We start from the raw sequence: 13,126 nt of genomic DNA on the forward strand, positions 1-13,126 counted from the left end.
AATCGCCGGGTGTGGCCCAGTCCACACCGTGCGGCTCTGGCAGTGATGCTAACCCGCGTCTGATTCCTCACGGCGGGCCAGCCTCTGCCTCACGGAAAGTCATACTGCCTTGTTCATGCCGTCCTCCTGTGCGTCACGTCGGTGTTCGCACCTCCGACTCTACGCGAGCCGTTCGAGTCGAACGGCGGGGGGCCGGCTATATGATTATCAGCGCCACCGTAACAACTTAATCTTGTGGTTCGGGATCCAATCCCAACGCCTGCTTGATATCAGCGACCTTAGGCGTATAACTACGCTTCTCTGGATAAATGTCAAGATAGTTCAATGACTTTGCCTGCAGCAAGGGTGAAAGGTCGTTCGAATTGATGGCGCGAGAAAAGAAGCTCTTTAAGGATTTCATGCGAGGCACGAAAGACACGGAATCTATGGGCGTCAGGAGCTTTAGGGTTTCGATCGATGCAGACTTGGCGAGAGGCGAAAAATCGGTCAGATTCTTAGTGTTTTCCACATACAGGTACTTAAGATTCTTGCATTTTGCGATGGTGGAAATGTCCATCAACTTGGACAAGATGAAGATATCGATTCTCTGCAGATGATTCAGCCGTTCTATGCCTGACATGGATTTTATGTCGGAATCCGCTACTTCCAGCGTGACAAGCGACTCCAGGTGCTTCAAGAATTTAAGATCCTCTTCACCGGAAACCGAAAGGCGTAAGGTCCGCAATTTCGACAGCGTTTGCCATCCTCGAGTGGAGGTCCGGTGCCTAAAAGAGAGATATTCAAGGCCAGGAAAGTAAGACAAATCAACTTCTGGCGTGGTGCGTGCAGGCCAAGCCAGCTGCGTCAGTTTCTTTAGCTTGTACAAAGGTCCGAGATCTGTGTTCTTAGCGATATTCATACGGCACTCCAGGCCGCTCAGATTCGGAATTTCGTTGAGAAAGCTAAAATCGATATGCTGGGGCTTCGGATCCGGACGATGCGTGCTCACTTCGATGCTGACGATCTTTTTATCTCGCACATAGGCCAGCGCCTCGTCTAAGTGCTCCAGATACACCACCACCTGCGGCGGCCCTTCGCCGAAGCTTATCGAGGTCTTTTGTACTTCATAAGGCACGGATTCTTCAGAAGGGTCACTCATTCGGAGCTCTCTGTCGTAGATCTATTTTTTACAGGCACGTGCTGCTCGGTCAGCTTCCAGCTTTTCCAGAAGATCCTTAGCTTTTTTGGTCGCAGCGGCCCGCTTGTCAGGATTCTCTGCCCATGCTGTCGCCCCAGAAATGTGACTGTTCAAGAAGCCGGCAGGAACCCCTGCCCGGCCAATCCCTGCTTTGAACTTGGAAAGAACCATGGTTTTGTATTCGACCATCTTCCCGAGCTCGTTGTCGCCGCCGGTGTCGACGTGGGCCGCTGCCGCAATGTTGCAATCGTTTTTTCCTCCTCCCCGGCCTTTCTTAGAAGCTTTGAAACGGTCCTCTTCGCCCTTCCCAATATATCGTTTGCCGCTTTTGAGCTCGAAGATGTACGCGCCGCCACTGCCCGCGAGACCCAGCGGGTCGATCCAGCCAGTCGTATTGACTGCATAGCGATACAGGTTCGAATTTGCGGCCAACCCCAAGGGGTCTTGAGAAATGAACCTGCTCGTCTCGGGCTCATAGTATCGATAGCGGTTGTAGTATAGTCCCGTTTCCTCGTCGTAATACTGCCCTTGGAACCGTAGCGGCTGCTGAATCTCGCTGATCTCCGCAGCGAGAACGTTTCCGTGAGTCCGGTACGTAACCTTCCATGTGATGCGCCCTTCGTCGTTGCTGGCTTCCAGTGGCGTGCCGAGGTGATCGGTGTGCAGATGGTGAAGCGTGCCGTTGAAAAACTGCGCCAAGGGCAGAAAGGATTCGGGTTTATATAGGAAGATCGTCTCGTCGCATCCGCGTATTTGGAGGGTCAGGCGCTCGTCATCCCAAGCGAAGTACGTGACGCCGAGAGCGTCGCTTTTAGCGACCCGGCGCCCGATGGCATCATAGGCATAACTAAAATAACTGCGTGCCGCGACGAAGGTGTCCGAGCCGCGTTCCACTTCGGCTCTCACCAGCTGGTGGTCCGCATCCCAGTACAAGCGAGTCCGCGTCTGTACGCTGTCAGAGCGCATACCTTGCAGGCGCTCGGTCAGATTTCCATAGACGTCGTAGGCATAGCGAACGTCCTGCCAAGCGAGCAGACGGTCGCCGACGACCGTCAAGCCAGTACTATGCGCGTCCGTGCCGGTGGAAAGCGGATTGCTCGCGGGATCCCACTGGAAATGCTCGACGACGGCCTGCGCGTTGCCATTGGAACCCGCCCGGGCAATGCGCATTTGTCCGATCACGCTGTCCGTCACACGGCTCACGGCGTCGTAGCGGTAGTCGTTGATGTCGCGGTCCTTATCTTTCCATTTCCGCAACTGTCCGGCCGGGTCATAGTCGTAATGCCGCTCGATAAGGCCAATCAGCGCAGGCGTCGCTTTTCGCGTCACGCGCTGCGCCTTCAGTCGGTCAGAGGCGTCGTATACAAACTCGCTGACGAGGCTACCTTGGCTGCGCCGCACTTCCCGGTACAGATTGTCGCGCTCGAAGTTGGAAATCTCCTGACCGTCCAAGTTGATCTGGTGCAGGTGCCCCGGGCCGTAGAACAACTGATGGATGACCTTACCATTGGGCAACACAGTCTCGGTGCGGTTGCCCAGCGAATCGTAGTGATGCTTGAATGAAAAGGCCTGAGCTTGCTCGCCGGGCAGGCGAATATGCTGATCTTCCTGTATCAGTTGCCCCACAGGGTCGTAGACGAATGTCACCGCGGACAACCCATTGCGGGCCGAGGTCAGGCGGTCGAGCTTGTCATAGGTGAAGCTGCCGCCGGCAGAACGGTCGTGTTCGGCGCCAACGGGGTGCTTGGCCAGCACATTGCCGACCGCGTCGCACTCGAAACGAGTGACCTTGCCGGGGCCGAAAGCGGTGCCGCCTCGCTCGATGATGTGCGTCAGACCACCGGCTGCGTTGTGGCAGTAGCGCGTATGGCGGCCATCGAATCCTATTTCATCGGTGAGTCGATCCAGCCGGTCGTAGCCGAATCGAGTGACCTCGCCCTTCTCATTGGTGAAGCTGGACAGTCGACCCGCTGCATCGTACTGATAAGTCGTCTTCTGCCCCAGCGCGTCAACCTGCTCCAGCAGATCGCCGATGCCGTTATATCGCCAACGGGTGAGCCGCCGCAAAGGGTCGATGTAAGCGACGAGGTTGCCCTCTCCGTCCCACTCGTAATGGTGCGTGGCGCCGTCGGGTTCTACCTCTTGCACGAGATTGCCTAGGGGATCAAAGACGAAATGAGTGGTCTGCTCCAGCGCATCGGTGCAGCTGCGCATATGTCCCAGGGCGTCGTAGGTGTAACGGGTCGTGTGGCCGGAGCAATCGGTGTAGGCGATGAGATTGCCGGCTTCGTCGTGCAGCAGAATCTTCCTCTTGCCCATGGCATCCTCGATGGCCCGCACTCGTCCTTTCGTGTCCACTTCGAAGCGAGTCGTCCGGCCTAGCGGGTCGGTGCTGGCGATCGGGTTGCCGCGTGCGTCGTACTGGCGCTGCCAGGTACCGCCCATCGCATCGGTGATCTGGATCGGCAAGTCAAGATCGTTATAGTCGATAAGCGTTGTGTTGCCATTCGCGTCGATGATCTTGCAGAGGTTTCCCCGTTCATCGAACGCCGTGATGGTGGAGCGTCCAAGAGCGTCGGTGACGCCTTCGGGCCGGCCTTCGGCATCGAAGGGGGAACGTGTGACCCCGCCTTCGGCGTCATGCACGGCGATGATGTCGCCACGGGCGTCGCGCACATAGGTGGTGATGCGGCCCAGCGCATCACGTACACGAGTCGTGCGACCGTTGTAGGCAAAGCTGAGACCGGTGCCATCGTCCAGCGCCCATGATTCGATCACGCGGCCGCTTGGAGACTTTCGATCGTATCGATTGGCGTAGCGCTGTCCGGTCGCGCGGGTATATCCCACCAGGAGATGCTCTTCCCAACGGAAGGTGCGGGTCTGCCCGGTTGCGTTAGTCTGACTCACGAGATCGGGCAGGGCATCGCCTACCGACCTTGCTGTGTCGTCATATTGGTAGCTCGAAAGCAAGACGGTGATGTCACCGGCTTGCACGGTCACGCGGCTGAGTTGGCCGGCGTCGGTCCAACCAAGATGCAACTGGCGTCCGGCGCTGTCGGTCAACCCCGTGGGCCGCGGCGGAGCTGACCGCGCATTAATGCGATCGGCAAAATCGGCATCGTCGAACCGAAGCACGACGCGGTTCCCATTCCTGTCTTGGACGACCTCCAGGGGCAGACGCCACTGGTTCGAAGCGCGGACGCGGAAATGATGGGTCACGCCGTGGTTGTGCCGCAATGCCCAGTGATGCGGTGCAGGGTGGATGAGCGTGAACTGCTCGTAGGCATGGAAGTACTCCTGGCCCACTTCGATTTGGGGCAGCGCCACCTCACGGCCCGTGGCGTCCCAGTAGCGCAGCACATCGGGCTGCAGCCACAACTCAGTCGACAATGGGTGGCTCCAACCTTGCCCGAACCAGCCATCAACGCGCGCATCGCCACTCCGGTAGCGGCGTCGCCATTCGAGATTAACGTCTCCTGACAGACTGAAGTCTGTCTGATCGAGCATCTTTTCCCCAGTTGCGATGACGACTGGGGCGCCCACGCTGCAGGTGCAAGTGGTACTCGAAGGCGCGACGTCCGGAGCCGCCACCTCGTCGATATAGGGCCAAGGAGGTGAGTTGCCAGGCTGTGAGGCGTGGTTGTGTGTCGTGATGTCGAGCATCCGAACCACATTCTCGCCTTCGACCTTCACGTCCATGGACCAGGCGTTGAAATAGACCTTGCCAGTGTTCTTGTGGGTGACGACGCCCTTCAAGGGGGCTGCGCCCGCCTCGTCTCCTGCGCTTTTTTTGAAGCTGCTTTTGTTTTTGAGCATGACCTCCTGACCGGAGATGTTTACAGTGGTCGAGCCATCCGTAGTATCCGATGCCATGCCGGTATTGGGGTATGGAATGGGCACGCCGGGCGGTGTCGCAGGTGTCTGTGGCGGTGTCATGCAAACATCCGGAAACGCGCAAATCGACTTACCGGCGGCCTGCTTGCAGGACACCTCCATATTGTTGGCATAGACCTGATTGCTCATCTCTATCCCTGGTACCGCAATACCAGCGCTGCACGCTGCCCCGCATCGTTGGACATGTGAATCAGGATATTCGAACCGTTCGCATAGCGCTTCTCGCAGGCAGCCTTGGCGGCCGAGAGCATCGAAACTCCCGATGCAGCACCGATCTCGCCGGTGCACTCCGCCGGATGCCAAATGTCGAATTCCTGCTTGCGAACCCGCAGCACGCGCGACAGTGCGAGGGTCGCTTCCTTGAAGTAATATTGCTCGCCTGAACTGTCCGTTATCCGAAAGTCGATCTCATGCAACTTGCGCTCGGCATCGGCCAGTGCGGCTTCGATGGCTTGCGACAATCCCTCTGCTCGCAGCGGCTCCTCACTGTTGACGTGGGCTGGCTCGCGGCCGTAGCCGATACCAGTGCAAAGCAACTCGCCGGTGCGCTCACCAGGCGCCCCTAAGAGCAACGCGCCAGCGGCTTCCCCGGGCATGAAGCCGTCCGAGTGGGCGGAGGTGAGCAAGCGGTCGTGCTGCTCATAATGGCTGACCGTAGGCCAAGACAATAGGCTGTCGACGGCGGCGATCACGACGCGAGCGGCCTTTGACTCGTGAACCAATGCACGTGCCCGCGTCAGCGCAATGGCCACGCTGACGCGGCCGTGCGGCACAATTGCTGATGAAGCGGCAAAGCGCACTCCGAGTTCAGACTGGATCTGTTCGAATAACGCATCTTCCAGACCTTGCGTTCGGCCAGGCCGATCCAGTTCGGCGACGCACAGGATCACCGGCAGTCGGTCCCACTCAGTTTTGAGTGCGCTATCAAGTACTTCAGAGATGGCCATGGCTGTCATCCGGGCGAGCTTGTTCAGCCCGTACGACGGCGGGTGGAGGCTGACTTGGTGAGCCATGATCCACTCGCCGTTGGAATCGATGAAGCGCGTCTCAGTGGGATTGCTGATCTTAGCGCGGAGCGCGGCGCAGGCAGCGGGCGCAGACAGGCCCACGCTCGTGACGAGACCGGTGTTGAGGATCGCAATCGATCGATCGGACATGGCTACACTTACGATCTGTCCGGCAAGAGACCGACGCGGGCGACGCGCGCCGTCCATCGTCGGTCGCCGACAACGGCGAAGCTTTTCGTCATGGTGCCGACGCGCAAGCCGACAGACACGCGCCTTGCCTGCCGGCCGCCGGGAGCATAGGCGCCGCCCTGCAGAAGGACATCGCAGTGCGACTTGCTGGGCACGAAATCGACCTCTTCAAATGGTGCTGAAAAGCCGGGTTTGCCGGTGCCAACTTGCCCATACGAACTCCCTCGCTATTCTGAGGTGCCACCGACGGTGACTCGCCTGCGTCGATCGAATCCACGAAGTCACTTCCTCTCATCCCATCTCTCCAGTCGCATTTGGTTCACGGCCTCTCTGATGCGGCTGCCACATAAATTTTGGCGTTCATGCCTGTTCTGCGGACGCCACGCCCTTAAGACGATTGGAGTGGATGTCGATTGAAAACCGCTGCGAGTTTCTCTTGCGGCAGGATGTGGCGTGAGGTTGCCCCCGTAAATCGAATCCCTTGCTGAGCAGGTAAACTCACGCAAGGAGAAAAACAATGACAGGCAAGGCAAAGCGGGCGCAGTACACGCTCGAATTCGAACTGGAAGCGGTGCGGCTGGTCAAGGCCGGGCAAAGCATGACGGCGGTGGCGGCGACACTGGGTGTGGTTGAACAGACGCTGTACAACTGAGTGAAGGCTGACCGGGAAGGCAAGCTGGCCGGAGCCGGCGCAAAGCCGGTCAGTCCAGAACAGATGGAACTGGCGCGATTGCGTGCGGAAGTGGCTCGTCTGAAGATGGAGCGAGATATTTTAAAAAAAGCCGCAGCGTACTTCGCGAAGGAGTCGATGTGAAGTGCGCGTTCATTGACCGGAATCGACACCACTGGTGGCCAGTCTCAGTCCTGTGTGAAGCGCTGGAAGTCAACCCCAGCGGATATCATCAGCGCCAGCGGCGCACCGGCGGCGACAAGCCGCACAGACGCCGCGTAAGCAACGATGCCCTGCTCGCGCACATCAAGGCCATTCACGCGCAGGTCTAGGGCGAATATGGCTGGCCGCGCATGTCGAAGGAACTGGTTGCACGCGGGGTACGCGTCGGCAAGGAGCGCGTTCGCAAGCTGATGGCACAGCATGGCATCCGTGCACGGCACAAGCGCAAGTACATCGCGACGACGAACTCGAATCACAACCTGCCGGTGGCGCCTAATCTGCTGGAGCGCAACTTCACAGCGTCGGCCCCGAACCAAGTCTGGACGAGCGATATTACCTATCTGGCGACAGCCGAAGGCTGGGTCTACCCGGCGGTCGTCATCGACCTGTTCAGCCGGCCACTCATGCTGATTCAGCCGCTTACCGAGACATCGGAACCATCACCACTGGAATCGGGAAGGCGAGCTGCTCACGCTGTTGCCACCATTCCGTACCCTTCTTGCCAACGAGCACCTGCGCAATCTCGAAGAAGTTCTTCCTGATCGGCCTCGCCACGCGCCAGCTGAGACTGAAGCGCTGCGCGTCGGGCTCGACTACCACGGTGTCCAGCGCGGCGGTGTAGTCCTCACGCTCACCGCGTTTGGGAAACACATGCACAGGCGCGATCAGGTGCGGAATAGTGAAGTGAGCGACGCCGTCAGGCGTGAGGTTTGCCAGCGTTACGTCGACGGGGGCATTCTGAAAGAACTTCAGCGGAACCTGTTGATCGACTGGCGCCGCCTGGAAATACTGTTCATCGAAATCCGGTGGCAGAAATGGAAAGTGCTTTTCCAGCCACTCGTCGTCATAGGTACCGGCAAAGCAGGATCGCGTGGACCATCCGCGCCCCACGGGGCCGAAGGCCATCGGTCTGTAGCTTCCGGCCAGGTCACGCACACCGTGGCCGATCTCTTCGGTGAGTGGCAAAGGCGTGCCATCGACCCAACTCATCTTGATGTGCTTGTGGAATCCGCGGCCGACTGGATTAGGCATGAACGCAGCGTGCTCCGACGGATCTTCATGCCGGAGATCTGTTCCGCCAAACGCGACGTCATAGGAAAGAGGTTGTTTCACAAACAAGCCTGGCGGCGATGCCGTCACGTTGAGCGCCCTGCATTCCCAGTGGCGCGACCCTACTACGGCGAAGCGCTTGCTCCAGTTTCCCAGACGCATCTCCACCTCTACGCGCGTGACAGGTCGTCCGCTTGGGGCGTACGCACTTCCCAGTAGAAGGACATCGCAGCGCGGCTTTTTCGGTGCAAAGTCCACCTCATAGACGGGGGCCGAAAGCCCTGGCTCACCCGTGAAAGTATCGGCCAACACCAGCGGCATTTGCTCATCATGCAACGCAACGTGTCCGGGTGGTTCGCCAGATCGAGGAAAGCGGAACGTCCCTTTGATGACTACGACCAGCAATTCGCGCCCACTGGGTTCCAGACCCATGGTGTAGCCGGCAATCATGCGGGTGGCGTTGATCAGTTCCATAAAGTCGTCGACAAATTCCAAAGTTGCATCCTGCTATGCGGCGGGTATCCAACGTGACAGGATCACCATGAGTTAAACGAACAATCTCCAGAGCTTTTATCACCAACGCACGTTGATTCCGCACTCCATGAAAGTATCATCATCAATATAAACGCTGCAGCCCACCTCGGCGTTCTCCTTGCCACATGAGCACTGACCTTTCTGATATTTTGGTTCTGCTTCAATGGTCGCGAGCAGCCTGGTCTCGCGCGCCCATTTGTTCGCCCGACAAGGTGTTTGGGTCAAGGCTCGCAGATCAACACCGAATGCAATGCAAAATCACTACGCTCACTGATGGCGAACGCAGCCTTGCGCAAATCACCCCAAGCAGCCTTGCTCACTGGACTCAGCACCCAGCAGATTGAGAATCAGCAATATGACAGTCCGGTTCTCCGTCGCTATCTTGATCCCGACCACTTCACTCAACCACCTGCCAATTTTGGTCTCGGCAAAATCTGCTGGACGGGCTGACTTTTTCAGCGTGACACCGAGCTTCACCGCTCGATAGTGATATGAAGGCACTCGATGGCGCTCCGCTATTCCCGACAGCCCACCCTTGCAACCTGAACACCATCCCAGAGAACCTGCCAGCACAACTCTCTCGTGATGATCAAGGCTATTGATGAATTTTCGCGCAAGATGGCGCACACCGGGTTCGTCGAGTCCATATTGCATCAATACGGATTCAATCGGATCGTCGAGGGCCCGCGCGTGTTCATCCACTTCCTGTCCGATCCCATCGATCTCTATGGAAACATCGTGCTGATGCCGGGCACTTCGCAAGCAATCAATCAGATACCGCCTGAAGTAAGCGCAGACTGCATAGTTGCTTGACGGCGCGCTCTCGGCACAGGCGTTCGAATAGGTATGCCCGGGTTCAAGGCGAAGCACCTTCGCATAGATGAATTGTGCAACCAGTTCTTCCTTGTCTTCCCTGAGCGATTGCAATTCGAGCGGGTGGTAAGGGCGCAGCGCGCCGATCACGAGGCTATACATCATGGCCATTTCCTCGCCCGAAAGATGCGTACGTCTGCGCCACAAATCCGAAAGAATGGATGTCTCCTGCCCTCGACCCATTGCACTTCTTGCTGTTATTTCCATGACAAGTCTCCTCGCAGGTCTCATGGAAGTTATGAGAGAAGTATTGTCGTAAGAGACGGCTTTTTCCAGATCAATCAGCGGATAGTTTCAAAAAGAGTTGCGGCGACGCAAATGCGATTGCCCGCCGCTCAGTCAGAGGACGAGCTTAAGAAAAATTTCATGAATGTTGACGTGATGATCGAAATGTCTGCGAACGCAGCGGCACCGATGAAGCCGCAAGTCGATTCGCTTTTTCGTCCATCGCCACAAGATCCGCAGCTGGTTTGCGTCTGCCCGCCGGGAGCACCTGGCCGTGGCGCGCGGCAGAGGCGGCTTGGTCAGAGCGCACGATCAGTCGCTGTTGATCGGTCCGGTAGTCGCCTGTCCCTCTATCGCGACGCTAGCGAATATCCGCCACTCGTTTGAGCGAGCAGTGCCAAAAGTTCTTTTTGCAACGTCCTCCACGCAATACGCCTTGGGTAGTCCGTTTGGATACGGAGGGTCGAGGCCGTGTGAAAACGCAAAAGTACTCAGTTTTCGGGTGTCGCTTTACCCTTCCCGAGTTGCTACCAAACCAATACAGCGCGATCTGACGGGTCGATTTTTTTGAAGATCACATTCAACACGTGTTTTCACACAGTCTCGGTCGTCTGCGAACGCGCAGGTACAAACTGCCCACACCTAATTGACGTTGCCGCGCAACATCAGCGCTCGCAAGTATTGCCCGGCGACTTCCGATGCACCGTAATGCACCACCGTCTGATCGACGAGCGCCCAGATCGTGCAGCCGCCGAGACGCGCGCGATGGCAGAAGGAAAGATCCTCCGACAGGTACGCGCCGTGTTCCTCGATCGTGTCGAAGAAGCCATAAAAGTTGCCGCTGGGAACGACCGATCTATATTGTTCCGGTGGTCCGAAACGCGTAGCGAAAGGCATCGCCGACTCGAATGCGTCGCGCTGGACGAGCATAATGCCGGTGCCGATATGTTCGGCTTCGACAAAGCCGTCGACGACCTGGGCGTGGCCGTCATGATTGCTTTTGACCTGCACGGTGTAGTCCGCGTGTTTTTCCAGCCAGTCACGCATCGAGAGGCCGTTGTCCGTCGGGTCGATCCGCCGGTTCAGGTCGACGCGTCGGTATGGGTACGCAACACCGGCGACGCTCCTGTTAGCCATAAGCAGTTTCACCACTGCTTCCGCCGGAAAGTGCATGTCGGCGTCGAGAAACAGGAGGTGAGTCAATTTTTCGTGCTCCATAAAATAGTTCGCGAAGAGATTGCGGGCACGGGTGATGTGAGATGACCCGACATGCATCATCTGGTACTGCGCCCCGGCTTCGGTCAGGGCTCGCGTCGTGTTGACGAGTGAAAACGCGAAGTTGATGTGCACTTCGTCACGGTAGGTCGGCAAGGCTATCAGGACGTTGTATTGACCCATATGAGGTGTGCTCCGAAATTCACGCGAGAGGGGGCAAAGCTGCGCGACCCGTCGCCGACAGTCAGTATTACTGCCCGCTCTCGACGCACAGGTCGGGGTCGTTCACGACGCAATCGAGCGTTGGCGCAACCGCTGCACCGCGCACGCGTACACGTGACTCCTTGGCGGCGATCTTGAGTCCGTTGGGTAGCAATACCCACATTTGCGCGGGTTGTCGGGTTTTGCTGGCCTGTACCTGTGCCTGAGGTCCAGAGCCAAAAAAGAAGTCGACACGCACGGGGCCGCGTATCGCGCCGCCCGCATCCTGCGCCATCAGAAGACGCGTCATCGGCGGAGCACCCGGTGGCGTTTCGGCAGTGCTGACAAACACGGGTGCGCCGAGCGGCGTCGTGCGCGGATCGATTGCGGCCGACCTTCCTGCCGAAAGTGGTACGCCTAGCGCGCCGATCGGACCGTTTGTCGAATCGGGAATCGTTCTAAAAAATACGTAGCTCGGGTCTGACGTCGCGAACAGGTAGTTGATGGGCTTGCCCGACAGCGCTTGACTACTGCCAGGGTCCGCTGGCGCCTGCGCGGTTTGCTGGACCTGCGGGGCGTTCGGCTGGCCCGCACTGCCGGACATGCTCGCACGCTCGGGGTGGACCGCAGGTTTGGCCCCCTGGACGAGATTGAAGCCGCGCAGAAGCGGTGAAGTCGCTCCATCATCGGCAGCACTCACGCCCGTGTCGTCCGTTCCGGCAGCGTTCGGGCTCCCGCTCGCGCCCGCATTGCGCAGCAACGGTGATTGCGGCACATCGTCTGCCGGGACGCCGCCACCGACCGAGGCATCCGCATTCACCGCGCCTTCTTCCATGTCGATTTCAACGCCGCGCACGAGAATCTTACGCCCCTTCGTGCTCGCGTTCGCGATGGGTGGATTGAATGCGAAGCCATTCTGCTCGGCATACGCAAGCCGCAGAATCGACCCGTCAGGCATGCGGATCCGTCCGGCCCCCTGCAGTTGCATCGAATAGAGCATGGCGGGGTCCTCGACATACGCAAGGACCGGCGCATTCAAGTGACCGCGCTCGATCTCGGCACGCGAATAGTACGGCACGATGTGGTTGCCGGCCAGCCGCAGGCGAAGCTTCTTGTCGCGAATGTCGGGCACGCTGTTGCCTAATTCCAGCGCATAGACTCCTTTTAGATTTCCGCTCGAGACTGAGGAGAGCGGAATGACGTTGCGCTCTTCGATGCGCGCGGCGATCGCCGAATCCCGCGCGCCCGGTGGCAGGCGTCGCTGATCGAGAAACAGCATATCGCGGGGCACGCCATAAACCGGGTACACATAGGGCCCGCCACGCTTGCGGCTGCCGTTGAGTGTCGGTTCGTAGTAGCCGGTGAGCAAGCCGCTGGCGCTTTTGTCGACGTTGCGGATTTGATAGACGGTGAAATTCTGCTCGAAGAAGCGCCGCACCGACGCGGCGTTCCGTGCATCGACGCTGCGCGCAGCCGTGCAGGGCGCCGACCAGCCTGGCTTGCCGGCTAGTACCGCGCAACTGCGCTTGAACGCCTCCCACGACTGCTCGACGTCGTCGCTGCCCCAGCCAGGCAAGTCGGTGAAACGCACGGGTTGATAGATCGCGTTACGCGTCGCGAAGGCCGAAGCGGTGCCTGCGAGTTCCGACGACGGCGTGCCTCCGAGCGGGTATGCGACGCCGGCGTCAGCACCGACGGCGGGCGTCAGTTGCGATGACGCATTCACATCGGCCCGTGACCCCGCGCCCTCCCGGGAGTCCTGCCCGGCCGTCTGCGGCGGCTGCGAGCTGCTGCAGCCGATCAGTACCGCGCACAGCATGCCGGCGAGCGTGGCATGGCAGGTCCGTGTGGTAACCATGATTGTCCTCG

Annotated in this window: 7 protein-coding genes and 2 pseudogenes; 1 reads left to right on the forward strand and 8 read right to left on the reverse strand. The window is 58.8% G+C overall.

Annotation, left to right across the window (positions count from 1 at the left end):
* Window positions 1–226: 226 nt before the first annotated feature.
* The 4 genes and pseudogenes from P0D89_RS25920 to P0D89_RS25935 all read right to left on the reverse strand — a co-directional run.
* Complete coding sequence (locus tag P0D89_RS25920; RefSeq protein WP_408360607.1) at window positions 227–1,138, reverse strand: leucine-rich repeat domain-containing protein; 912 nt, start codon at window positions 1,136–1,138, stop codon at window positions 227–229.
* Window positions 1,139–1,159: 21 nt separating this feature from the next.
* Window positions 1,160–5,200: a PAAR-like domain-containing protein gene (locus P0D89_RS25925; protein ID WP_408360609.1), complete on the reverse strand. Its 4,041-nt coding sequence runs from the start codon at window positions 5,198–5,200 to the stop codon at window positions 1,160–1,162.
* 2 nt (window positions 5,201–5,202) lie between these two features.
* On the reverse strand, window positions 5,203–6,228 hold the full coding sequence (locus tag P0D89_RS25930; RefSeq protein ID WP_408377453.1) for a hypothetical protein: 1,026 nt from the start codon (window positions 6,226–6,228) through the stop codon (window positions 5,203–5,205).
* A gap of 8 nt (window positions 6,229–6,236) precedes the next feature.
* A pseudogene (locus P0D89_RS25935) lies at window positions 6,237–6,455 on the reverse strand (DUF2169 domain-containing protein); the annotation flags it as partial.
* A gap of 329 nt (window positions 6,456–6,784) precedes the next feature.
* Between P0D89_RS25935 and P0D89_RS25940 the strand changes: the two are divergent.
* Window positions 6,785–7,566, forward strand: a pseudogene (locus P0D89_RS25940) (IS3 family transposase); the annotation flags it as partial.
* 13 nt (window positions 7,567–7,579) lie between these two features.
* Here P0D89_RS25940 and P0D89_RS25945 read toward each other — a convergent pair.
* From P0D89_RS25945 to mltA, 4 genes are all read right to left on the reverse strand, one after another.
* Window positions 7,580–8,704 (reverse strand): DUF2169 family type VI secretion system accessory protein, encoded by a 1,125-nt coding sequence (locus P0D89_RS25945; RefSeq protein ID WP_408360615.1) that lies wholly within the window; start codon window positions 8,702–8,704, stop codon window positions 7,580–7,582.
* Window positions 8,705–9,040: 336 nt separating this feature from the next.
* On the reverse strand, window positions 9,041–9,823 hold the full coding sequence (locus P0D89_RS25950; protein WP_408360617.1) for a hypothetical protein: 783 nt from the start codon (window positions 9,821–9,823) through the stop codon (window positions 9,041–9,043).
* Window positions 9,824–10,483: 660 nt separating this feature from the next.
* Entirely contained in the window at window positions 10,484–11,239 is a 756-nt protein-coding gene (locus tag P0D89_RS25955; RefSeq protein WP_408360619.1) for a hypothetical protein, read from the reverse strand.
* A gap of 67 nt (window positions 11,240–11,306) precedes the next feature.
* Complete coding sequence (mltA, locus tag P0D89_RS25960; protein WP_408360621.1) at window positions 11,307–13,115, reverse strand: murein transglycosylase A; 1,809 nt, start codon at window positions 13,113–13,115, stop codon at window positions 11,307–11,309.
* Between the last annotated feature and the right edge of the window lie 11 nt (window positions 13,116–13,126).

Origin of the sequence: Paraburkholderia sp. RL18-085-BIA-A, from assembly GCF_046027075.1 — a bacterium.
In the GTDB taxonomy this organism is placed as follows: domain Bacteria; phylum Pseudomonadota; class Gammaproteobacteria; order Burkholderiales; family Burkholderiaceae; genus Paraburkholderia.